The organism is Streptomyces glomeratus (assembly GCF_021462825.1).
Taxonomy (GTDB): Bacteria; Actinomycetota; Actinomycetes; order Streptomycetales; family Streptomycetaceae; genus Streptomyces; species Streptomyces glomeratus.
This window is the reverse complement of record NZ_JAKEEB010000056.1, coordinates 1-24,358: the sequence shown is the minus strand read 5'-3', so window position 1 is coordinate 24,358 and position 24,358 is coordinate 1. Positions and strand designations below refer to the sequence as shown.

Sequence of the window (24,358 nt, the reverse complement as noted above, 5' to 3'; positions counted from 1 at the left end):
CGACAACCCCGCAGCCACACCCTCCTCAGCCACCTCCGACCACTCCACACCCACCAACCACTCCACCCACTCGGAGTCGGGGGTGGACCTGGCCGGCGCGGCCGGAGGCTCCTCGGTGAACCAGTGGCGTTCGTGCTGGAAGGGGTAGGTCGGGAGGGCGACACGGCGTCCCGCCGGGCGGCGGTCCCGGTGGAAGGCCGCCCAGTCGACGGGGACTCCGTGGACGTGGAGCGTGGCGAGACTCGCGAGGAGTTCGGACCCGTCACGGCCGGGGCGCAGGCTCGGCAGCCAGAGCGCGTCGGCGTCGGGCAGACAGTCACGGCCCAGCCCGAGCAGCACGGGCCTGGGCCCGATCTCCACGAAGGCGCGGGCACCCGAGGCGTACAAGGCGCGCAGGCCGTCGGCGAAACGGACCGGGGCCAGGGTGTGCCGCGCCCAGTAGGCGGGGTCGCACAGCTCTTCCGCGCCGACGGGCTCGCCGGTGATGTCCGAGATCACGGGGATGCGGGGCGCGGTGCACCGGACGGACCGGGCCGCCTCGGTCAGGGGCCCGGTGACGGGCTCCATGAGCGGCGAGTGGAACGCGTGCGAGACCCGCAGATCGCGTCCGGTGACACCGTGCCGGCCGAGTTCGGCGACCGCCTCGCGCACCTGCGCACCGTCACCCGAGACGACCACGGCGTCGGGGCCGTTGACCGCGGCGACGGACACCAGCGGGTACCGCCGTACGACGTCCTCGACCAGCTCCGGCCGGCCGCGCAGCGCGACCATCACACCACCGGCGGGCAACTCCTGCATGAGCCGGGCACGTTCGGCGACCAGACGCAGTCCGTCGGCGAGGGAGAACACCCCGGCGACACAGGCGGCGGTGTACTCGCCGACGCTGTGCCCGAGCACGGCCACGGGTTCGATCCCCCACGACCGCCACAGCCTGGACAGGGCGTACTCCACGGCGAACAGCGCCGGTTGGGTGAAGCGCGTGTTCCGCAGCTCCTCGGCGGCCGTCTCCGCGTCCGCCGGGTCCGGGTACAGCAGCGTGGTGAGCGGGCGGCCCAGAAGCGGGTCCAGGATCGCCGCGCACTCGTCGACGGCCCGGCGGAACACCGGCTGCGTCTCGTACAGCTCCCGTCCCATGTCCGGGTACTGGGAACCCTGGCCGGTGAACAGGAACGCGACCTCGGGGACCGAGCGCGCGCCCCGGACCTGGCCGTCGAAGGTGCCCGGCCCGCCGTCGGCGAGCCCCCGGGCCAGCTCGGCGGCGGACCCGGCGACGACCGCCCTGCGGTGCTCGAGATGGCTGCGCCCGGCGTTGGCGGTGAGGCACACGTCGGCGAGACGGGCCCCGCCCGCGCCCCCGGCCACGAACGCGGCCATCCTCGCGGCCGCCTCGTCGAGCGCCGCGGGGGTCGCGGCCGAGACGGTCAGGACGTGGGCGGCACCGTCACCGTGGCCGGTCAGGTCGCCCGAGGGCGCCGCACCGGTCGCGTCGGCGTCCTCGGGGGCCGGACTCTCCAGGACCAGGTGGCAGTTGGTGCCGCTGAAGCCGAACGAGCTGACGCCGGCCAGGCGGCGGTCCTCGCTCCAGGGCTCCAGGGCGGTCGGCACCTTCAGGGGCAGCTCGTCCCAGTCGATCAGCGGGCTGGGGGTGTCGAAGTGCAGGTTCGGCGGGATGGCGCCCGCGCGCAGCGCGAGGACCGCCTTGATGACCCCCGCGATACCCGCGGCCGACTCCAGGTGTCCCATGTTCGACTTGACCGAGCCCACCACCAGGGGCCGGGTCCGGCCGGCGAAGACCGCACCGAGCGCGGCGGCCTCGATGGGGTCGCCGAGCGCCGTGCCGGTGCCGTGTGCCTCGACGTACCCGATCTCGTGCGGCTCGGCTCCCGCGTCCCGCAGCGCCTGCCGGATGACGTCCTGCTGCGACGGGCCGTGCGGCACCGTCAGCCCGCTGCGGTGCCCGTCCTGGTTGGCGGCGCTGCCCCGGATGACGGCGAGGACGCGGTCGCCGTCGCGCCGGGCGTCGGCGAGCCGCTTGAGGACGATCATTCCGCAGCCCTCGGCGCGCACGTATCCGTCGGCGGCGGCGTCGAAGGGCTTGCAGCGGCCGTCCGGGGACATCATGCGCGCCTTGGAGAGGCTGATCGACTCGTGCGGGGTGACGATCCGGTTCACGCCTCCGGCGAGCGCCATGTCGCAGGCTCCGGCCCGCAGGTTCGTCACGGCCAGGTGCAGCGAGACCAGGGAGGAGGAGCAGGCCGTGTCGACGGACAGCGAGGGACCGGTCAGGCCGAGGAAGTACGACAGCCGTCCGCTGGCCGTGCTGGTGGTGCTGCCCGAGCTGAAGTAGCCGTCCAGGGACTCGGCGCCCCGGCCCACCATCGCCTCGCGGTAGTCGACGTTGCTGATGCCGACGAAGACCCCGGTGCGGGCGGGCAGGCTCTTCACGGGCATGCCCGCGTCCTCGAACGCCTCCCACGACACCTCGAGGAGCAGCCGCTGCTGGGGGTCGACGCTGGCCGCCTCGCGGGCGGAGATGCCGAACAGCGCGGCGTCGAAGCCGGTCAGGCCGTCCAGGAAGCCGCCGTGCCGTGTGGACATCCGGCCGGGCGCGTCCGGGTCGGGGTCGTAGTAGGCGTCCACGTCCCAGCGGTCGGCCGGCACCTCGGTGATCGCATCGCGGCCCTCGGCCAGCAGCCGCCAGTACGCCTCGGGGCTCTCGGCGCCCGGGAAGCGGCACCCCATGCCCACGATCGCGACCGGCTCCCGGCCCTGTGCGCCGGAACGGGCCCTGGCGACCTCCTGCTCCAGCTCCTCGATCCGTGCCAGGGCCCCCTTCAGCAGGGCCTCGTAGCGGTCGTTCTTCTCACGCATGGTCGAAGTTCCCGATCCCCAGCTTCTTGGCCAGCAGTGCCGCCACGTCGTCGGCGTCCGAGCCGTCGGTGTCCCCCGGCTCTTCGGCGTTGCCGCCGGTGCCGCCGGCGGTGTCGTCGTCCGTCGCCCCGTCCGCGTCGTCGTCGATGCCCAGGACCTCTGCGAGGTGGCCGGTCAGGGACGCCAGTGTCGGGTAGTCGAAGACGACGGTCTGGCTGAGGCGGCAGCCGAGTACGGTCTGCAGCCGGTTGCGCAACTCGATGGAGCCCAGCGAGTCCAGGCCGAGCGAGAACAGGCCCACGTCGGGCTCCAGGCCGCTGTCGGAGCCCAGGGCGTGTACGACCTGCTCCCACACGGTGTCGGTGAGCAGCCGGTGGCGCCGCCGCGGGTGCTCGGCCGCCAGCCGCTCCGGGAACGTGGCGGACGCGGCGGGGGCGGCGCCCGCCGCGGGGCGCTGCCGGAACCCGGACAGGAACGGCACGGGGCCGATCTGATGCTCCAGGAACCGGGGCCAGTCGATGGGCAGGACGGCGACCGCGCCGCCCTCGGGGCGGGCCCCCAGCAGCGCGCCGAGCGCGTCCACGCCCTGGCGGAGCGGGATGACGCCTTCGCCCATCCGCTCCAGCTTCTCGTCGAGGCCCAGCCGGGCGCTCATGCCCGCCCCGGCCCAGGAGCCCCACTGCACGGCCAGCGCCGGCAGTCCGAGGCCCCTGCGGTAGGAGGCGAGGCCGTCCGCATAGGCGTTGGCGGCGGCGTAGTTGGCCTGGCCCGGCGCGCCCAGCGCGGAGGACACCGACGAGAACAGCACGAAGAAGTCCAGCGGCAGGTCCTGCGTCAGCCGGTGCAGCAGCCAGGCACCGCCCGCCTTCGCCCCGTGCACCCGGGCGAACCGCTCGGTGGTCTGCTCGCCGAGCACCCCGTCGTCCAGGACGCCCGCGAGGTGCAGCACCCCGCGCAGCGGGGGCAGCCCGGGATCGTCGGCGATGCTCCGCAGACAGGCCGTCAGGGCGGCCTCGTCGGAGACGTCGACGGCGGCGGTGTCCACCCGGGTGCCCGCCGCCCGCAGCTCGGCGATCACCTCGTCCGCGGCCTGGCCGGGAGCGCCGCGCCCGGCCAGGACCAGGTGCCGCGCGCCCCGCTCGTGCAGCAGCCGCGCGGTCTCCAGGCCGAGTCCGCCGAGCCCGCCGGTGACGAGGTAGGTGGCGTCCGGGGAGACGGCCGGGCCGTCACCGGTGCCGGGGGCCGTCCGGGTGAGACGGGCCAGGTGCCGCGTCCCGTCGCGGTGGCCGATCTGGTTCTCGTCCGACCCCGCGGCGGCGAGGGCGAGTTCGGCCGCCAGCGCCGTGGCCTGGGCGGTGACGGGCCGTGCCGGGTCCAGGTCGATCTGCACCGGCCGCAGGTCCATCTGTTCCAGTCCGATCACCCGGCCGAGGCCCCACAGGGCCGCCTGGGCCGGGTCGGTGACCTCGTGGCCCGCCACGGCCTGCGCGCCCCGGGTCACCACGCACAGCCGGGGGGTGCTCTCGCCGCGCCCGGCCAGTGCCTGGACGAGGTGCAGCAGCCGCACGGAGTGGTGGAGCGCCGTGTCCGCGTCGACGGGCGTGCCGGACTGCTCTGCGGGCCAGGCCGCCACGACCAGGCCGGGGAGGCCGCCCGAATCACCGAGCGCATGGTCGAGCAGGCGCCCGACGTCCCCGGGGCCGTCGGCGCCGGAGGGGTCGAGGGACCGGACCGTGGCACCGTGCGCCCGGGCCGCCTCGGTCAGCGCCGGGGCGAGCGGGCCCTCGGACAGGACGAGCCAGTGCCCGCCGCGGCCGGTGCCGGCCGGAGCGGCGGCCGGCTCCGGCGTCCACGAGGCCCGGTAGAGCCAGTCGCGCCAGGCGGCCCGCGGGCGGCCCAGCATGGCCTGCCGCTCGGCCCGCTTGAGCAGGACGCCCTCCATGGTGAGGACGACCCGGCCCCCGGTGTCGTAGAGGTCCACGTCGCCGTGCAGGGTCTCGGGGTCGTCGCTGTCTGCGGGCCGCAGCCGGGCGTGGCACCACGCGGACGCGCCGACCCGCTCGTGGAACAGCATGCGCTCCACTCCGACCGGCACATAGGTCCGGCGCCCGTACTTCTCCGGATAGGTGACCGTCAGCGCCAGGAAGCACGCCTCCAGCAGCACCGGATGGATCCGGTGGAGCGGTGCCTCGTCGGTCAGTTCGCGCGGCAGGGTGATACGGGAGAGGCAGGTCGCGTCCTTGCGCCACAGGCGTTCGGTGGCCCAGAACAGCGGTCCGAGGTCGATCTCGCGTTCCCGCTCGCCCTGGTAGATCTCCTCGACCGGGACCTCCCCGGTGAAACGGGCCGTCAGATCCGTCAGCGGCTCGGCCGGGCCGGCCTCCGTGCGCGCGGGCCCCGGCGCGAGCCGTCCCGAGATGTGCGTGGTCCACGGCTCGGTGCCGTCCGCCCCGGCGGGCCGGGAGTGGATGCGCAGCGCGTACCCGTCCCGCGACTGCCCGCCCTCCGGCTTCAGGACGACCTGCATGTCCCGGTCGACGTGCTCGTCGGGGAAGGTCATGGCGCGGTGGATGAAGAAGTCCCGCAGTTCGACGCTGTCCGTGCCGAAGGCCTCCTGGCCGGCGGCGAACGCCGTCGCCAGATAGGCCACGCCGGGCATCACCACCGTCTGGAACACCCGGTGGTCCCCGAGCCACCGCAGCTCCCGCACGCCCACCACGGACGCGAAGCGGACGTCGTCGCTGTCGGCCAGGTCCAGCCGCCGCCCGATCAGCGGCGCGCCCTGCGCCCCGGCGGCGGGCGGGGACACGGCCCCGGCCGGGGCGTCGATCCAGTGCCGCCGCCGCTGCCACGGGTAGGTGGGCAGGGCGACGCGCCGGTGGCGCCCGGGTTCGTACAGCCGGCTCAGGTCGACCGGCCGGCCGGCCTCCCACAGGGCACCGGCCGCCGCCAGCAGGTGGCGCTCCGCACCGTTCGGGCGCAGGCTCGGCACCAGCCTGGCGGGGGACCGGTCGGCGATCTGCTCGTTCACGAACGGCAGGAGTGTGGGGCGGGGCGAGATCTCCAGGAAGACGTCCGCGCCGAACTCCGCCATCGCCGCCGCCCCGTCGGCGAACCGCACGGGCCGCATGATGTGCTCGACCCAGTACTCCGCCCGCGCCAGCTCCTCGCCGGCCGGCTCGCCGGTGACGTTGGAGACGACCGGGATGCGGGGCGGCGCGTACCGGACGGAGGCGGCGACCTCGGCGAACCGGTCCAGCATGGGCCGCATCAGCGGTGAGTGGAAGGCATGCGAGACCGTCAGCTCCCGGTGGCGCACACCGCGTTCGCCGAGGGCCGCGACGACCTCGGCCACGGCGGTCCCGTCGCCGGACACGACGGTGGAGCGGGCTCCGTTGACCGCCGCGATGGAGAGCTTGTCCCGGTGCAGGGCGATGAGCCGGTCCACCTCGTCCTCGGACGCGGCCACGGACACCATGCGGCCCCCGCCCGGCAGCTCGCCCATCAGCCGGCCGCGCTCGACGACCAGCGTCAGCGCGTCCTGGAGGGAGAACACCCCGGCGCGGCAGGCCGCGACGTACTCACCGAGGCTGTGGCCGATGACCACGTCGGGCCGCACCCCCCAGGACTCCCACAGCTCCGCCAGGGCGAACTCGAAGGCGAAGAGGGCCGGTTGGGCGTACGTGGTGGAGTCGACGGGGGACTTTTCGCCCTCGGCGGGGAAGAGCACCTCCAGCAGGGGCCGGGGCAGCCGTCCGGCCAGCAGGCCGGCGCAGCGGTCGAGAGCCGCCCGGAAGGCGGGCTGGGTGTCGTACAGTTCGCGTCCCATGCCCGCGTACTGCGATCCCTGGCCGCTGAACACGAACGCGGTCCGGCCGCCCGGCGGGACGGCCGCCGGGCCGGGTTCGGCCCCCGCGGCCAGCGCCTCGGCGGCCTCTTCGGTGGTCGCCGCGACGACCGCGAGACGGTGCTCGAACGACCGGCGGCCCCTCGCCGCGGTGAAGCACACGTCGGCGAGGGAGAGTCCGGGCCGTTGCTTCAGGTGCCGTGCGTAGCGGTCCGCCAGCTCCCGCAGCGCCTCGGGTGTGCGCGCGCTGAGGGTGAGCAGCTGGGGACCGCCGGGCGCGGGCCGCTCGTCGGGCAGCGGACCCGGCGCCTCCTCCAGGACGATGTGGCAGTTGGTGCCGCCCATGCCGAAGGAGCTGACGCCGGCCCGGCGCGGGGTGGGTCCGGCCGGCCAGTCGGTGGTGGCCGTGTTGACGCGGAACGGTCCGGACGCGAAGTCGATACGGGGGTTGGGGGCGGTGAAGTGCAGGCTGGGCGGCAGGGTCCGGTGTTCCAGGGCGAGCGCGGTCTTGATCAGCCCGGCGATGCCGGCCGCCTCGTCCAGGTGCCCGATGTTGGTCTTCACCGATCCGATGGCGCACGAGCCGGCGACGGTGGGCCGCTCCGTCCTCGCGCGGAACGCCTCGGTCAGCGCGGCGATTTCGATGGGGTCGCCCATCGCGGTGCCGGTGCCGTGGGCCTCGACATAGCCGACGGTCGCGGAGTCGACGCCGGCGTCGGCGAGGGCGTCCTTGACGACGTCGGCCTGCCGCTCGACGCTCGGCGCGGTGAAGCCGACCTTGTCGGCGCCGTCGTTGTTGACCGCGGAGCCCTTGATGACGGCGACGATCCGGTCGCCGTCGGCGAGGGCGTCGTCGAGCCGCTTGAGGACCACGAGACCGCAGCCGTTGCCGAAGAGCGTGCCCTCCGCCTCGGCGTCGAAGGCCCGGCAGTGCCCGTCGCGTGAGCGGATCATGCCCTCCTCGTGGAGGTAGCCGCCCTTCTGGGGGACGACGATCGACACACCGCCGGCCAGCGCCATGTCGCTCTCACCGGATCTGAGGCTGCGGCAGGCGAGGTGCACGGCGACCAGGGAGGTGGAGCACGCGGTCTGCACGTTCACGCTCGGGCCGCGCAGGCCCAGCTTGTAGGAGACACGGGTGGGCAGGTAGTTGCGGTCGTTGCCGAGCTTCAGCTGGAACTGGAGCATGTCGGCCTCGACGAACGGGCCGCCGTGCGGGTACGCGAAGTGCGGGGCGAGGTTGTTCACCAGGTAGGTGCTCATGCCGGACCCGGCGAAGACGCCGACCGGCCCGTGGTCCTCGCCCGGCGCGTATCCGGCGTTCTCGAAGGCCTCCCAGGCGCACTCGAGGAAGACGCGCTGCTGTGGGTCGATGGTGGCGGCGTCCTTGGCGGTGATGTCGAAGAACGCGGCGTCGAACAGGTCGATGTCCGGCAGCACCGCACCGGCCGGCACATAGTCGGGGTGGTCGAGCAGCCGCCGGTCCGCCTGGTCCAGTTCCTCCGTGCCGAACCGGGTGACGGACTCGATGCCGTCGCGCAGGTTCTCCCAGAACGCCTCCGTGTCACCGGCACCGGGGAAGCGGCCCGCCATCCCGATGACCGCGATGTCGGTCCCTGCCGTCGCCGTGCCGGTGCGGCGGGGGCGGCGGTCCCCGGTGGCCGGGTCGCCGGCGTCGTCGAGGTGGGCGGCGAGCGCCCGGACGGTGGGGTGGCGGAAGAGGTCCACGACCGGGAGGGTGCGCTCCAGCAGCCGGGACAGCCGGCGCTGGACCGTGACCAGGTGCAGCGAGGTGCCGCCGATGTCGAAGAAGTTGTCGTGGACGCCGACGGTGTCCAGCCCGAGGACCTCCTGCCACACCTCGGCCACGATGCGTTCGGTGGCCGTGCCGGCCCCCACCGGCGCGGTGCCGGAGAGCCGCTCCAGCACGGCGGGCGGGGTGAGCCGGCGGCGGTCCGTCTTGCCGCTGGAGGTCAGCGGCATCGCGTCCAGCACGTCGTAGGCGTCGGGCACCATGGGGCCAGGCAGCCGGTCCGCGAGGTGGTCGCGCAGCCGCCGGGACACGCCGTCGCGTGCCGCCCCGGGCCGCAGCACGAGATGGGCGACGAGGCGCTGATGGCCCCGTACGTCGTGGGCGAGGACCGCGGCCTCGGCGACGTCGGGGTGGGCGGCGAGGGCGGACTCGACCTCGCCGGGCTCGATGCGGACGCCACGGATCTTGACCTGGTCGTCCATGCGCCCGAGGTGTTCGACGGTGCCGTCGGGCAGGGCGCGGGCGAGGTCGCCGGTGCGGTACAGCGGGCCGTCCCCGAACGGGTTGGGCACGAACCGCTCGGCCGTCAGGTCGGGCCGTCCGAGATAGCCCTCGGCAACGCCCGCGCCGGCGATGCACAGTTCGCCCTCGGTGCCGTCGGGCACGGGCCGCAGACCGGCGTCGAGGACGTACACCTGGACGTTGTCGATCGGCAGGCCGATGGGCGCGGTCGCGGGCCACGCGGCGGGGTCGCCGGTGAGGGTGCAGGTCGTGGCGTCCTGGAACTCCGTCGCGCCGTAGTGGTTGTGCAGCACGGCTCCGGTACGGCCGAACAGCTCCCTGATCGCGGGGGTGATGCGCAGCCGCTCCCCGGTGGTGATCACCTCGCGGAGCGCGGAGGGCGCGGGTTTGTCCAGGGCGGCCTCGGCGAGCTGGGTCAGCACGGTGACCGGCGCGAAGAGCCGCTCGACGCGCTGTGCGGCGAGGAAGTCGGCCAGCGCGAAGGAGTTGCGGCGCACCTCCTCGCCGGCGACGACCAGCGTGCCGCCGAAGCACAGCGTGGAGAAGATCTCGTGGAAGGAGAAGTCGAAGCTGACCGCGCACACCTGCGCGGTCCTCGACCGGCAGCTGCCGGGGCGGGCGCGGTCGTGCCAGGTCAGCATGTTGACCAGGGAACGGTGGGTCATCGCGACGCCCTTGGGACGGCCCGTCGACCCCGAGGTGAAGACCACATAGGCGGGCGTGTCCGGACCGACGCGGTCGTCGGCCGCGGCCGTCCCGTCGTCGCCCGGCCGCGCCTCGTCGGCCGCGGCGGTCTCCCGCTCGTCCGGGACCAGGACGCGGACCGTGTCCGCCGGGAAGGTGCGCGAGCCGTCGGTGACGGCGATGCGGATGCCGGCCTGCTCCACGATGTGGCGTACGCGTTCGTCCGGGTCGGCCGCGTCCAGGGGGACGTAGGCGGCGCCCGCCTTGAGGGTGCCGAGCATCGCGGCGAAGAGTTCGGGGCCGCGTTCCAGGCACAGGGCGACGGGTTCGCCGGGGCGGGCCCCGAGGTCGCGGATGCGCGCGGCGACGCGGTCGGCCATCGCGTCGAGTTGGCCGTAGGTGGTGTGCCGCTCGCCGTGGACGACGGCGACGGCGTCGGCGCCACCGGGGCGCGGGTCCCCCGCCATGCCGTCCCGTCCGCCTCGTGCCACGCGCTCGAAAAGCTCGTGCACCGTGGTGTCGGGGACGGGGGCGTCGGCTCCGAGCCATGCACGGGACGGCTCCCCCGTGTCCGGTCCCCGCCTGCCGAACGCATTGCTCATCGCCTGGCTCCCCCGGATGCACCTATCAGCAATCAAAGGCTGTTGGACGAATGGTATGGAAGTCCGGCGGCCGGGCGTCATCAATTGCTCGGCCCGCGGGACGATTTGGACATGCACGGACGTGCCGTCTGATGAGAGGTCGACGCCAGACTAGGCATCCAAGGTGCCTACTGCGCAAGAGCTTTCGCGAAGGAATGATCCACAGCCGACCATGTTCTCGCTTCCTCGCCGCGCCGGGTGGATGATCCGCGCCTCCTCGGGTTACTGTCCCCCGAGGGATCTTGTTGTGTTGATCGCTTGGGGGCATGCTGGGGAACGGGTAGGGTTCCGGCGGTCGACGCGGTCCGTGTTGTCGGTCCGGCGTCGGCGCTGTCTTGCTTCGATCGGTGATACTTGGCCGAAATAGTCCGGGGGAAGCTCTGTGGCGGCAGTGCCCGGAGCTCGCCATTCGCCATTTGTTAAACACCAATTTCTTGCCTGACCGGCTGCTCGCGACCGGAGCCGCCAGGACGACGCTCCACTGCGGGGAGACAGGGGAACAGTGATGGTGAACGTTCGTACCGTCGGTGTGATCGGGGCCGGGGTGATGGGACGGGGCGTCACCGTGGCGCTCCGGCAGGCGGGCTACCGGGTGATCCTGGTCGACCGGACCGAGGAGATCCTGGAGCGCAGCCGCGCCCAACTTCGCGACGATGTACGGCTGTACGCCATGCTCGCTCCGAAATCCTCTGTCACCTTCGAGGAGTTGGCCGCCGAGACCGTCTTCACCACGGAGCTCGAGGCCTTGGCCGAGGCGGATCTCGTCGTCGAGAACGCCACGGAGCGCTGGTCGGTGAAGCAGCCGATTTACGAGCGGCTCGCCAAGATCTGCCGTCCCGACGTCGTCGTCGCGGTCAACACCTCGGCCATCTCGATCACGCGGCTGGGCGCCCTGACCGGCCGGCCGGAGAACGTGATCGGCATGCATTTCATGAACCCTGTGCCGCTGAAGCCTACGGTTGAGGTGATTCGGGCCTTCCACACCTCCGCATCCACGGTCGACACGGCGCGCGAGTTCCTGTCCTCCATGGGCAAGAAGAGCATCGTGGTGAACGACAGCCCGGGGTTCGTGACCAACCGCGTCATGATGCTCACCGTCAACGAGGCCGCGTACCTGGTACACGAGGGCGTCGCGTCGGCAGCCGACACGGACCGGCTGTTCGTGGAATGCTTCGGCCACACGATGGGGCCGCTGGAGACCGCCGACCTGATCGGCCTCGACACCGTACTGCTCTCCATCGAGGTGCTGTACGACGAGTTCAAGGACAGCAAGTACCGCCCCTGCCCGCTGCTGACCAAGCTGGTGGACGCCGGCCTGCACGGCCGCAAGAGCGGACAGGGTTTCTTCAGCTACCAGACCGCGAACCGCGGCTGAACGGGAGGACGGGGAACCATGGCCGACAATGCCGGGAACAAGGCGGCGATTCGCGAGTTCATTCTCGAGAACATCTCCGAGTCGACCGTCAGGGACGACGAGGACATCTTTGAGCGTGGCCTTGTGCGTTCGATGTTCGTGATGCAGCTGGTGCTCTTCGTCGAGCAGGAGTTCGGCGTTTCCATCACCGGCGAGGACCTTCAGTTCGACAATTTCCGTACGGTCGACCGGATTGACGAGCTGGTGTCCCGGAAACTGGCCGCCGTCTGAAAACGGCGACGGAAAGAGTCGACAACGGGAAGGGCCCTTCGATGCCTACCGTACATGTGCGTCTTTCGCGCGGGGTTCCGGAATCCCTCGCCCCCGAGCTGATGAAGCGGCTCTTCTTTGTGTCCAGCTCGATCGCGGAATTCGAGCTGATCCGGGAAGAGGGATCCGTGACGGGTGTCGACCTTACGCTGCATTCCACCGGAGGCGAGGATTCCGCCGACGTCGCGGCGAAGGTGAACCGCGTGGTGACGGAGCAGGTCCTGCCGCAGCGGCCGCTGGCTCCCCGGGTGGTGTGGGAGTCTCCCGTGCACCGGGACACGTTCGCCGACACGTTCCCGGAGCTTGTGGAGCGGGGCACCGTGGTGGTCTCCGGGGAGGGCCAGGTCGGCTTCGGCGAGCCGTTGATCTCCCTCTTCGCCTGTCTGGACAAACGGCTGCGGGCCATCGCGCTGAGCCTGGAGGCCGCCCGCGAGTACCAGTATCCGACGCTGCTGCCGACGAGTGTGCTGGACCGGTTCGGCTACTTCGGCTCGTTCCCGCAGTTCCCGATGTTCGTCACCCGGCTCCACAACGACCTGGACGTCTACCAGTCGTTCGTGGAGCGCTACACGGCCGAACAGCGCCTGCCGGACGACCTGTTCGCGGACTGCTCCAACCACGACTACTGCCTGCCGCCGACCATGTGCTACCACAGCTTCCACCAGTTCCAGGGGCGGAAGCTGGAGGGCGACATGGTCGTCACGGCGCGCGGCAAGGCGTTCCGGTACGAGTCCCGCTACCACACCAGCCTGGAGCGGCTGTGGGACTTCACCATCCGGGAGATCGTCTTCATGGGCACCCCGGAGTTCGCCGCCAAGTGCCGGACCGCCGTGATGCAGCAGGCGTTCGCGCTCATGGAGGAGCTGGGCCTGACCGGCCGGTGCGAGGTCGCCAACGACCACTTCTTCACCAATGCCGACACTGCGGGCAAGATCCTCTCCCAGCGCATGATGGAGCTGAAGTTCGAACTGCTCCTGCCGGTCTCCGCCGACCGGTCGATCGCCGTGGGCTCGTTCAACCTGCACGGCAACTTCTTCGGAGACTCCTTCGAGATCACCGGCCGGGACGGTGGCTCGATAGCCAGTGGATGTGTGGGCTTCGGTCTGGAACGGCTGGTTCATGCCTTCCTCAGCCAGCACGGCAGCGATCCTGCGCACTGGCCCGACACGGTCACACGGGAGATGGGGTAGACACGGTGCTGTATGAACTGACGCCGCAGCAGCAGGAGGACCGGGCGTCCTTCGTGGCCTTCGCCGACGACCACCTGGTGCCCGAGGCGGACCGCTGGGACCGTGAGCAGAGGCTCTCCGACTCCGTCGTCGAACTCCTCGGCAAGTCACGCCTGCTCGTGCCGACGCTGCCGACCGAGGCGGGCGGCAGCGGCATGGACGTGGAGACCTACGGGCTGCTCAGCGAGGAACTCGGCCGCGGCTGCGGCAACGTCCGCAACCTGGTGGCCGTGCAGGGCATGGTCGCGCACGCCCTTCTCAAGTGGGGCACCAAGGCGCAGGCCGACCGCTGGGTGCCGCGCATCGGAACCGGGGAGACGGTCGGCGCCTTCGCCCTGACCGAACCCGAGGCCGGCAGCGACGCCCGCAACGGCTCGATGACCGCCGAGCGCACCGGGGCGGGATTCGTCCTGAACGGCCGTAAGAAGTGGATCAGTTTCGGCCAGCGCGCAGGAATCTTCCTCGTCTTCGCCCGGCTCGAGGGCGAGCCTGCGGCCTTCGTGGTGGAGCGGGGCACGGACGGCTTCCGCACCGAGCCGATCTCCGGCCTGCTCGGCCTGCGCGCCTCCGAACTGGCGGAGCTGACCTTCGACGGCTGTGTGGTGCCCGAGGCCAACCTGATCAGCCACGGGCGCCTCACCTTCGACCTGCTGGCCACGGGATCCCTCGACTACGGCCGCTACAGCACGGCCTACGGCTCGGTGGGCCTGGCCCAGGGGTGTCTCACCGCGAGCCTTGAGTACACCCGTGAGCGCACCCAGTTCGGCGTCCCGATCAGGGACCACCAGCTGGTGCGCCGCATGCTCACGGACATGATCTCCTCGGTCGAGGCGGCCCGGCTGCTGTGCCGTCAGGCCGGTGCCCTGCGGGCCCGCAACCACAAGGACGCGATCCGGCAGACCCTGATCGCCAAGTACGTCGCCTCCCGCACCGGCTTCCGGGCCGCCGACGACGCCGTTCAGCTGCACGGCGCCAACGGCATCGGGCCCGGCTTCCCGGTGCAGCGGCATCTGCGGGACGCGAAGGTGCAGGAGATCATCGAGGGCACCAGTCAGATCCAGCAGGTGCAGATCGCCGAGATGACGCTGTAGGCCCCGTCGTCCGCGCGCTCCGGGCCCCGTCGGCCACGCCGGCGGGGCTTCATGCTGTCCGGAACCGTGCGTTGCCGCCGGTCCTTCCGGCCATAAGTATCTGAATGGTTCGTATATCGAACATGACCATCCGGGCAACGAACGATTTCCGGCCAACTTCTTGATGCGATCCTGACAATCCCGGCCGTCTCTGCCACGCTTCCCACGGCCACCCCACAGCAACCCCACAGTTCCTTCGCTGTTCCGTGGCCTGTCACCCTTCATGCACCTGGTTCCGCGTTCCGCCTTTGTTCTGCCCGGACGGACGACCCTCCGCCCGGTCTCCCCTGGCCGCGCGACCCGCGGCCATGCAGAAGGAGTCAGTGTTGAGCAGCAGTTCCTCTCGCAGACGCACCTCCCACATCCCCCCGCGCCGTGCAGCGGCCGTCGCCCTCGTGGGCGTCTCCGCCCTGCTGGCCGCAGCGGTCCAGTCGGGCGCCGCGAGCGCCGCCCCCGCCGGTCCCCCGGCCGGAAAGATCAACCCCGCCCATGCGGCCGTGAAGCTGTCGCCCTCGCAGCGCGCCGAACTGCTGCGCGACGCCGACGGGGCGAAGACGGCCACCGCCCGGGCGATCGGCCTCGGCGCCCAGGAGAAGCTGGTCGTCCGTGACGTCGTCAAGGACGGCGACGGCACCCTGCACACGCGCTACGCGCGCACCTACGCCGGCCTCCCGGTGCTCGGCGGCGACCTGGTGGTCGACACGGCCAGGTCCGGTCAGACCCAGCGGGTCCTCAAGGCCACCCAGGCCACCATCAAGGTCGCCTCGCTCACGCCCACCGTGACCGCCGCCAAGGCGGAGAAGCAGGCGCTGACCGCCGCCCGGGCCCAGGGCTCGAAGCAGACCGGGGCCGACCGGGCGCCGCGCAAGGTGATCTGGGCGGCGAGCGGCAAGCCCACCCTCGCGTACGAGACGGTGATCGGCGGGTTCCAGGACGACGGCACCCCGAACCAGCTGCATGTCATCACCGACGCCGCCACCGGCAAGGAACTCTTCCGGTACCAGGGCATCGAGACCGGTGTCGGCAACACCCAGTACAGCGGCCAGGTCACGCTGACCACCACGCAGTCGGGCTCGACCTACACGCTGAACGACGGCGCGCGCGGCGGCCACAAGACGTACAACCTCAACCACGGTACGTCCGGCACCGGCACGCTGTTCTCGCAGTCGAACGACACCTGGGGCAACGGCACCACGTCCAACGCCGCGACCGCGGGCGCCGACGCGCACTACGGCGCGGCGGAGACCTGGGACTTCTACAAGAACACCTTCGGCCGCAGCGGAATCAGGAACGACGGCGTCGGCGCCTACTCCCGCGTCCACTACGGCAACTCGTACGTGAACGCGTTCTGGGACGACAGCTGCTTCTGCATGACGTACGGCGACGGGTCCGGCAACGCCGACCCGCTGACCTCGCTGGACGTGGCCGGCCACGAGATGAGCCACGGTGTCACCTCCAACACCGCGGGCCTGAACTACAGCGGGGAGTCCGGCGGCCTGAACGAGGCCACCTCCGACATCTTCGGCACCGCCGGCGTGGAGTTCTACGCCAAGAACAGCGCGGACGTCGGTGACTACCTCATCGGCGAGAAGATCGACATCAACGGCGACGGCACCCCGCTGCGCTACATGGACAAGCCGAGCAAGGACGGCGCGTCGAAGGACACCTGGTACTCGGGCATCGGGTCGATCGACGTGCACTACTCCTCCGGCGTGGCCAACCACTTCTTCTACCTGCTGAGCGAGGGCAGCGGCGCCAAGGTCATCAACGGCGTCAGCTACAACTCGCCCACGGCGGACGGCCTTCCCGTGACCGGCATCGGCCGCGACAAGGCGCTGCAGATCTGGTATCGGGCGCTCACCACGAAGTTCACCTCGACCACCAACTACGCGTCGGCCCGCACCGGCACGCTCGCGGCGACGGGCGAGCTGTACGGCACCTCGGGCGCCGAGTACAAGGCCGTGCAGGACGCGTGGGCGGCGGTCGGCGTCGGCTCCCGCTCCGGCGGAGGCGGCGGAGGCGGGACGTCGTACGAGAGCACGACCAAGGTGTCCATCCCGGACAACGGACCCGCGGTCACCTCGACCATCTCCGTCACCGGCCGCACCGGGAACGCGCCCAACAACCTCCAGGTGACCCCGAACATCACGCACACCTGGCGCGGCGACCTGGTGATCGATCTGATCGGCCCGTCGGGCACCGCGTACCGGCTGAAGAACTTCAGCTCGTCCGACTCCGCGGACGACGTGACCGACACCTACACGGTCAACGCCTCGTCCGAAACCGCCAACGGGACATGGACGCTGAAGGTCCAGGACCAGGCGCGCTACGACGTCGGCACGATCAACAGCTGGAAGATCACCTTCCCGTAACCCGCAGTTCAGCGCGCCGAAGGCAGGGCGCCGTCCCGGAGGTTCGAAACCCGGGGCGGCGCCCGTTTCACACGCCCGAAACATTAACCGGCCAGTCGATTTTGAGCCAACATCACTTTGGGGTCCTGACATGTACGCGCCCCCATGCGAATCTTCCACCACCCGCCGCACGAGCACTGCCACTTCACATCCGTACCGGCCGGCAACCCCACGCCGACCGGGCTCCCCCACATAAGGAGCTTGTGTGACTCCCCGCTACGCGCGTCACCAGCGCACCACCCTGGCCATCGCCACCGCCGTGGCCGCCGGAGCCCTCTTCACCACCGGCCTGACCGGCGGTGCCTCGGCCCAGACCCCGGCCGACACCTTCGGCAAGGCCCCCCTCGCCGCCGCCCCGACCGCCCTGTCCGCGACGGCCCGCACCGCCCTCGTCCAGCAGGCGCAGGCGAACGCCGCCGAGACGGCCCGGCGGATCGGCCTCGGCGCCAAGGAGAAGCTGGTCGTCAAGGACGTCGTGAGAGACGTCGACGGCACGGTGCACACCCGCTACGAGCGCACCTACGCCGGCCTCCCGGTCCTGGGCGGCGACCTCGTGGTCCACACCGCGAAGAACGGCAAGACGCGGGGCGTCACCAAGGCGACCACGTCGGCCGTCAAGGTGGCCTCCCTCAAGCCGCAGATCACCGCGGCGAAGGCGGAGAAGCAGGCGGTGAGCGCCGCCAGGACGCTGGGCTCCGCCAAGACCTCCGCGGACGGCGCGCGCAAGGTCGTCTGGGCGGGCGGCGGCAAGCCGGTCCTGGCGTACGAGACCGTCGTCGGCGGGCTCCAGGACGACGGCACCCCGAACCGGCTGCACGTCATCACCGACGCCGCCACCGGCAAGAAGCTCTTCGAGTACCAGGGCATCGAGACCGGCACCGGCAAGAGCCTGTACTCCGGCACGGTCACCCTGAACACCACCAAGTCGGGCTCGTCGTACCAGCTGTACGACACCACGCGCGGCGGTCACAAGACGTACAACCTGAAGCACCGGGCCACCTCCTCCACCGGCACCCTGTTCACCGACTCGGACGACGTGTGGGGCACCGGCAGCGCCTCCAGCTCCTCCACCGACCAGACCGCGGCCGTCGACGCCGCCTACGGCGCGCAGGTGACCTGGGACTTCTACAAGAACACCTTCGGGCGCAGCGGCATCAAGAACGACGGCCAGGCCGCCTACTCCCGCGTCCACTACGGCAACGCGTACGTCAACGCGTTCTGGGACGACAGCTGCTTCTGCATGACCTACGGCGACGGTGACGGCAACACCCACCCGCTGACCTCGCTGGACGTGGCCGGGCACGAGATGAGCCACGGTGTCACCTCCAACACCGCGGGACTGGAGTACAGCGGTGAGTCCGGCGGCCTGAACGAGGCCACCTCCGACATCTTCGGCACCGGCGTGGAGTTCTACGCCAACAGCGCCTCCGACCCCGGTGACTACCTCATCGGCGAGCAGATCGACATCAACGGCGACGGCACCCCGCTGCGCTACATGGACAAGCCCAGCAAGGACGGCGGCTCCGCCGACTCCTGGTCCTCGTCCGTCGGCAACCTCGACGTGCACTACTCGTCGGGCGTGGCGAACCACTTCTTCTACCTCCTGTCGGAGGGCAGCGGTGCGAAGACGATCAACGGCGTGAGCTACAACTCACCCACGTCCAACGGCTCCACGGTCACCGGCATCGGCCGGGCCAAGGCGCTGCAGATCTGGTACAAGGCGCTGACCACGTACTTCACGTCGACCACCAACTACAAGTCCGCCCGCACGGGCACCCTCTCGGCGGCGGCCGACCTCTACGGATCCGGCAGCACCGAGTACAAGGCGGTGGCGGCGGCCTGGTCCGCGGTCAACGTGAGCTAGTGCGCACCTAGCGACAAGCGGCCCCCGGCGGGAGAACGACGCCGGGGGCCGCCCTACGCTGGGGCCCATGTCCTTCACCTACGAGGATGTCGGCGCCACCCGCGACGGCCACTGCCCCGAGGGGTTCCGCCCCCTGCACGTCCGCACCCGCATCGGGGAGGGCGAGAAGGTGTTCCACCGGGCGTCCGAGGCACTCTTCACCTGGGAACTGCACCGGGCGCTGGGCGTCGGTGTACGGGCCGCCGCGGACCGGGCGGCTCCCGGCGTCGACGTCACCGTCACCCTGGCCGGCATGATCAAGGCCCCGTGCCGGGTGGTCTGGGCGGTCGAGGAACACCGCCGCGCGGGCTGGGCGTACGGCACGCTGCCGGACCACCCGGAATGCGGCGAGGAGGCCTTCGTCGTGGACCGCACCGGCGACGGCACGGTATGGCTCACGGTCACCGCCTTCAGCCGCCCGGCCAAGTGGTACACGAAGGCGGGCGGCCCGGCGGCCCGGGGATTGCAGCAGGCGTACGCGCGGCGCTGCGGGGCGGTCCTGCGGAAGCTGTGCGCGGAGGTGCCACAGGACTGAGGCAGCCGTCCGGCGCGTCGGGCACACGAGCCGCCCCGCGCGGCTGCCGTACGAGGAGGCGCGCCGGTGACGGCGGCCCCCTCTCACCCGAGCGGGCCGCCGTCGCACCCACGTGCGGCGTCAGCGCAGCAGGACCCCCGCCGCCTCCACCAGCTCCTCCGACGGCATCGTCACCAGGCCGAGTTCCGCACCGGAGACCAGCAGCCGGTGGGCGGGCAGGATGCGCACGGTGTAGCCGAACGGCCCGGTGCGGTCCAGGGACAGCGGGCCCTCGTACACCCAGCGGCCCTCCAGGTCCGGGCCGCCCGCCGGTTTCAGTGCCGTCGCCGTCGCGTCCGTGATCCCGTCGTCCGCGTCGACACGGCCCGACACCGCCTGGACCTCCACGTCGTCGGGCGCCAGATCACCGAGGCCCACCCGGACCCGCAGCGAGAGCGTCGCTCCCAGCTCCGCCGTCGCCGTGGCCGCCGTCGCCTCCACATGGTCCACCGTGACCTCCGGCCAGGCCGCCCGCACCCGCGCCTTCCAGCCCGCCAGCTCCCGCGCCGCGTCCGGCGTCATCCCCCGGTGCCCGTGGGCCGCCGGGGTGTACAGCCGCTCCACGTACTCGCGCACCATCCGCCCCGCCAGCACCTTGGGGCCCAGGTTCATGAGGGTCTGGCGGACCATCTCGATCCAGCGGTCGGGCAGCCCGTCCTGGCCCCGCTCGTAGAAGCGCGGCGCCACCCGCCGCTCCAGCAGGTCGTACAGCGCCGCCGCCTCCAGGTCGTCGCGGCGGTCCTCGTCCATGGCTTCGCCGTCCGCCGTGGGGATCGCCCAGCCGAAGTCGGGCTGGAACCACTCGTCCCACCAGCCGTCGAGAACCGACAGGTTCAGGCCGCCGTTGAGCGCGGACTTCATACCGCTGGTCCCGCACGCCTCCAGCGGACGCAGGGGGTTGTTCAGCCAGACGTCGCAGCCGGGATAGAGCTTCTGCGCCATCGCCATGCCGTAGTCCGGGAGGAAGACGATCCGGTGGCGCACCCTCGGGTCGTCGGCGAACCGCACCAGCTCCTGGATCAGGCGCTTCCCGCCGTCGTCCGCCGGGTGGGCCTTGCCCGCCACGACGATCTGCACCGGCCGTTCCGGGTGCAGCAGCAGTTCCATCAGGCGGTCCCGGTCACGCAGCATCAGGGTCAGGCGCTTGTACGACGGCACCCGGCGGGCGAACCCGATCGTCAAGACGTCGGGGTCGAGCACCCCTTCGATCCAGCCGAGTTCCGCCGTTCCCGCGCCGCGCTGCCGCCAGGACGTGTACAGCCGCTCGCGCACCTCGAGCACCAGCTGCTCGCGCAGGTTCCGGCGCAGGTCCCAGATGTCCTGGGCCGGGATCTCGGCGATGCCGTCCCAGCGCTCGCGCCCCCCGACCGTCATCGCGTCCTCGGTGCGCTCGGCACCGATCTGCCGCGCCCCGAGCCGGTACACCTCCGGCGCCACCCAGGTCGGCGCGTGCACCCCGTTGGTCACCGAGGTGATCGGCACCTCGTCGGGGTCGAAACCCGGCCACAGGCCGGAGAACATCTCCCGGCTGACGTTGCCGTGCAGCAGCGAGACGCCGTTGGCGCGCTGGCCGAGCCTGAGGCCCATCACCGCCATGTTGAACAGGTTGGGCTCGCCGCCCGGATACGTCTCCATGCCCAGGTGCAGGATCCGCTCCACCGCGATGCCCTCGAGCTCCGCGCCCGGACCGAAGTGACGGGCCACCAGCTCACGGTCGAAGCGGTCGATGCCGGCCGGGACGGGCGTATGGGTGGTGAAGACCGTGCCGGCCCGCACCGCCTCCAGTGCCGCGTCGAAGTCCAGTCCGGCCGCGCACAGTTCGGCGATCCGCTCCAGGCCCAGGAAGCCCGCGTGGCCCTCGTTGGTGTGGAACACCTCCGGTTCGGGGTGCCCGGTCAGCCGGCAGTACGTGCGCACCGCACGCACCCCGCCGATGCCGAGCAGCATCTCCTGGAGCAGCCGGTGCTCGCTGCCGCCGCCGTACAGCCGGTCGGTGACGCCCCGCTCGCCGAGGTCGTTCTCCTCCACGTCCGAGTCGAGCATCAGCAGCGGCACCCGGCCCACCTGGGCCAGCCAGATGCGGGCCTGGAGCCGGCGGCCGCCGGGCAGGCCCAGGGACACCTGGGCGGGGGTGCCGTCCGGCTCGCGCAGGGGCACCAGGGCCAGCTCGTTCGGGTCGAGCACCGGATAGTGCTCCTGCTGCCAGCCGTCCCTGGAGAGGGTCTGCCGGAAGTAGCCGTGCCGGTAGAGCAGGCCCACACCGATCAGCGGGACCCCGAGGTCGCTGGCCGCCTTCAGATGGTCGCCGGCGAGGATGCCGAGGCCGCCGGAGTACTGGGGCAGCGCGGCGGTGATGCCGAACTCGGGTGAGAAGTAGGCGACGGCGGCCGGGAGGTCGGACCCGGACGAGCGCTCCTGGTACCAGCGGTCGCCGTTCAGGTAGTCGGTCAGATCGTCGGCGGCCGCGGCGAGACGGCGCAGGAAACGGCGGTCCTCGGCCAGCTCGGCGAGCCGGGCCGGCGGCACGCTCCCCAGCAGCCGCACCGGGTCGCCGTCCGAGGCGGCCCATCGCTCGGGATCGACGGACTGGAAGAGGTCGCGGGTCTCGGGGTGCCAGGACCAGCGCAGATTGCGCGCGAGGTCGCTGAGCGGGTGAAGGGATTCGGGGAGGACGGGACGTACGGTGAACCTGCGGATGGCCTTCACGAGTTCCACCTTCACGGAGGGCGTACGCGGCGTGTCATCCCCGACGGTACGCCGCGCGGCGGGGGCGCGTTCGGCTTACCGCGGGTTCGCGGGCACCGGTGCCGGGGGTTCGTCGCGGAGACCGCGTGGCCGATATGGCCGATTCCACCCCGTCGGGCGGGCTTGTAGCGGTTCACACCGCACGAGAGGCTGCCCACCTGCGTGTCGGCAGGCGGCGGTTCGGGGGCGCGGAGGGATCCGTGGCCGCCGTACGCCGAGTGGAGGAGGGGAACGCACACCATGACACGGAGAAGAAGCGTGCGCGGGCGCTGGGCGGGCTGCCTCACCGCGGTCACCATGGTGGTGGCGCTCTCGGCCGTCACCGAACCCGCGCACGCCGTACCGGAGGGGACGGTCCTCGGCGCCGGGGCACCCGGTGCCGTCCGCGGCAGCTACATCGTGACGCTCGAGGCCGGAACGAGGGCCGGGTCGGCGCCCGGCAGAAAGATCGCCGAGAGGTACGGGGCGAGAATCGGCCACATCTACGCCACGGCCCTCAACGGATATGCGGTGCGGGCCGACGAGCGGCAGGCCCGGCGTCTGGCGGCGGACTCCCGCGTGGCCTCGGTCGTCCAGGACAGCCGGGTCTTTCTCCTCGGCTCCCAGCGGAACCCGCCCTCCTGGGGCCTGGACCGCATCGACCAGCCCCGTCTCCCGCTCGACAGGCGCTACACCTGGGCCGGGCCCGCGGGCGCGGGCGTGACGGCGTATGTCATCGACACCGGCATCCGCATCTCGCACGAAGACTTCGGCGGCCGGGCGAGCTACGGCTGGGACTTCGTCGACGACGACGCGACCGCCGCCGACGGCAACGGGCACGGCACGCACGTGGCGGGTACCGTCGCGGGCGCCGCGTACGGGGTCGCCAAGCGGGTGAAGGTGGTCGCGGTGCGTGTCCTGGACGACCACGGCGCCGGCACCACCGCCCAGGTCATCGCGGGCATCGACTGGGTGACCCGGCACGCGCGGAAGCCCGCGGTGGCCAACCTCAGCCTGGGCGGCCCGGCGAACGCCGAGCTGGACGCGGCCGTACGCACCTCCATCGCCTCCGGGGTCACCTATGTGGTCGCGGCCGGCAACAGCGGGCTCCCGGCCGGCCGGTACTCCCCCGCCCGCGTCACCGAGGCCGTGACGGTCGGCGCCGTCGACCGGAACGACGCCCGGGCCGGCTTCTCCAACTGGGGTCCGGCCGTGGACCTTTTCGCCCCCGGGGTGGCGATCACCTCCGACTCGTATACGAGCGACACGGGCCACGCCACCCTCTCCGGTACGTCGATGGCGACCCCGCATGTCACGGGTGCCGCAGCGCTGTACCTGGCCCGCCATCCCTCGGCGACTCCGGCGCAGGTGGGCCGGGTGCTCCTCGGGTGGTCGGCGCCGGTGGGCATCGCCGCGGCGGGATCCGGCTCTCCCGGCCAACTCCTGCGGGTGGACCATCCTTGAACTGCCGTTCACCGGGCACGCGTACTGTTGCCGGCCTCGCCCGCAGCGGGCGGGGCCGGTCCCTTCGGCTCGCCCGGATGCGGCCGGTCTTGAAGGTAGACATACGCGTGAGTAGTTAACAAAGTGCCGGAATGCCCACCCCCACAGGGTGGGAAGGCTCCTCCGGTAACCCCGCCGGCCACCTTCCGACACCCTCATCCGCCACCCACGTTGACGCGGACAGGAGCGGTCATGCCCCCGACGCACCACTCGCCGACATCCACGGTATCCGGCACCGGCGCCTCCCTCCCAAGGACGTCCGACGCCGGTCCTCCCGCCCCCCGGACACCCTCCGCGGGCCCGGCCCCCACCCCGGTCACCGGAGCGGGCACGGGTCCCGCTCTCGGACGCATCCCCGTCCTCGACGTACGCCCCCTCGTCCTCCAGGGCCGCCGCCCCGCCAAAGCGGTGGTGGGCGAGGAGTTCGAGATCTCCGCCACCGTCTTCCGCGAGGGCCACGACGCCGTCGCCGCCCATGTCGTCCTCACCGACCCGGAGGGACGCCCCGATTCCCGTACGCCGATGCGCGAACTCGCCCCCGGCACCGACCGCTGGGGCGCCACCGTCTCCGTCCCGAGGGAGGGGACCTGGACGTACGCCGTGGAGGGGTGGGGCGATCCGGTCACCACCTGGCGGCACCATGCGACGGTCAAGGTCCCGGCGGGGATCGACACCGAACTGGTCCTGGAGGAGGGCGCGCGGCTGTACGAGCGCGCGGCCGCCGGGGTCCCGGAGCACGAGGACCTCGGCGACGTGCTGCTCGCCGCCGCCGACGCCCTGCGCGACACCGGCCGCCCGGCCGCCTCCCGGCTCGCTGCGGCGTTGACTCCCGAGGTGGATGGGGTGCTGGCGCGGTTTCCGTTGCGTGAGTTGGTGACGTCG

General features: G+C 71.9%; 12 protein-coding genes. 9 read left to right on the top strand and 3 right to left on the bottom strand.

The window, feature by feature from the left end; all coding sequences use genetic code 11:
- A partial coding sequence (locus tag LZ604_RS33675) for a type I polyketide synthase (RefSeq protein ID WP_267972166.1) occupies window positions 1-2,871 on the bottom strand: 2,871 nt, incomplete at its 3' end.
- On the bottom strand, window positions 2,864-10,279 hold the full coding sequence (locus tag LZ604_RS33670) for a type I polyketide synthase (protein ID WP_234519898.1): 7,416 nt from the start codon (window positions 10,277-10,279) through the stop codon (window positions 2,864-2,866). The genes LZ604_RS33670 and LZ604_RS33675, both read right to left, overlap by 8 nt.
- A gap of 544 nt (window positions 10,280-10,823) precedes the next feature.
- Between LZ604_RS33670 and LZ604_RS33665 the strand changes: the two genes are divergently transcribed.
- The 7 genes from LZ604_RS33665 (at window position 10,824) to LZ604_RS33635 (ending at window position 19,210) form a co-directional block, all read left to right on the top strand.
- Complete coding sequence (locus LZ604_RS33665; RefSeq protein WP_234519897.1) at window positions 10,824-11,693, top strand: 3-hydroxyacyl-CoA dehydrogenase family protein; 870 nt, start codon at window positions 10,824-10,826, stop codon at window positions 11,691-11,693.
- An 18-nt stretch (window positions 11,694-11,711) separates the two neighbouring features.
- The gene (locus LZ604_RS33660) at window positions 11,712-11,963 is read left to right on the top strand and encodes an acyl carrier protein (RefSeq protein ID WP_234519895.1); all 252 of its coding nucleotides are present in this window, start codon (window positions 11,712-11,714) and stop codon (window positions 11,961-11,963) included.
- A gap of 41 nt (window positions 11,964-12,004) precedes the next feature.
- Window positions 12,005-13,192 (top strand): class-II aminoacyl-tRNA synthetase family protein, encoded by a 1,188-nt coding sequence (locus LZ604_RS33655; protein WP_234519893.1) that lies wholly within the window; start codon window positions 12,005-12,007, stop codon window positions 13,190-13,192.
- Window positions 13,193-13,197: 5 nt separating this feature from the next.
- On the top strand, window positions 13,198-14,322 hold the full coding sequence (locus LZ604_RS33650) for an acyl-CoA dehydrogenase family protein (protein ID WP_234519891.1): 1,125 nt from the start codon (window positions 13,198-13,200) through the stop codon (window positions 14,320-14,322).
- 365 nt (window positions 14,323-14,687) lie between these two features.
- Window positions 14,688-16,733, top strand: a complete 2,046-nt coding sequence (locus LZ604_RS33645) for a M4 family metallopeptidase (protein ID WP_234519889.1) — start codon at window positions 14,688-14,690, stop codon at window positions 16,731-16,733.
- Window positions 16,734-16,977: 244 nt separating this feature from the next.
- Entirely contained in the window at window positions 16,978-18,636 is a 1,659-nt protein-coding gene (locus LZ604_RS33640; protein WP_234519888.1) for a M4 family metallopeptidase, read from the top strand.
- Between the two features lie 67 nt (window positions 18,637-18,703).
- Complete coding sequence (locus tag LZ604_RS33635) at window positions 18,704-19,210, top strand: DUF1990 domain-containing protein (RefSeq protein WP_234519887.1); 507 nt, start codon at window positions 18,704-18,706, stop codon at window positions 19,208-19,210.
- Window positions 19,211-19,330: 120 nt separating this feature from the next.
- Here LZ604_RS33635 and glgP read toward each other — a convergent pair whose 3' ends face one another.
- Window positions 19,331-21,955 (bottom strand): alpha-glucan family phosphorylase, encoded by a 2,625-nt coding sequence (glgP, locus tag LZ604_RS33630; protein WP_234519886.1) that lies wholly within the window; start codon window positions 21,953-21,955, stop codon window positions 19,331-19,333.
- 279 nt (window positions 21,956-22,234) lie between these two features.
- On the opposite strand from glgP, the gene LZ604_RS33625 reads away from it, so the two are divergent.
- Both LZ604_RS33625 and LZ604_RS33620 read left to right on the top strand, forming a co-directional pair.
- Window positions 22,235-23,437 carry a S8 family peptidase gene (locus LZ604_RS33625; protein WP_234519885.1) on the top strand — a complete coding sequence of 401 codons (1,203 nt, stop codon included), beginning with the start codon at window positions 22,235-22,237 and terminating at the stop codon, window positions 23,435-23,437.
- Between the two features lie 231 nt (window positions 23,438-23,668).
- On the top strand, window positions 23,669-24,358 hold a 690-nt coding region (locus tag LZ604_RS33620; RefSeq protein WP_234519884.1), incomplete at its 3' end, for a maltotransferase domain-containing protein.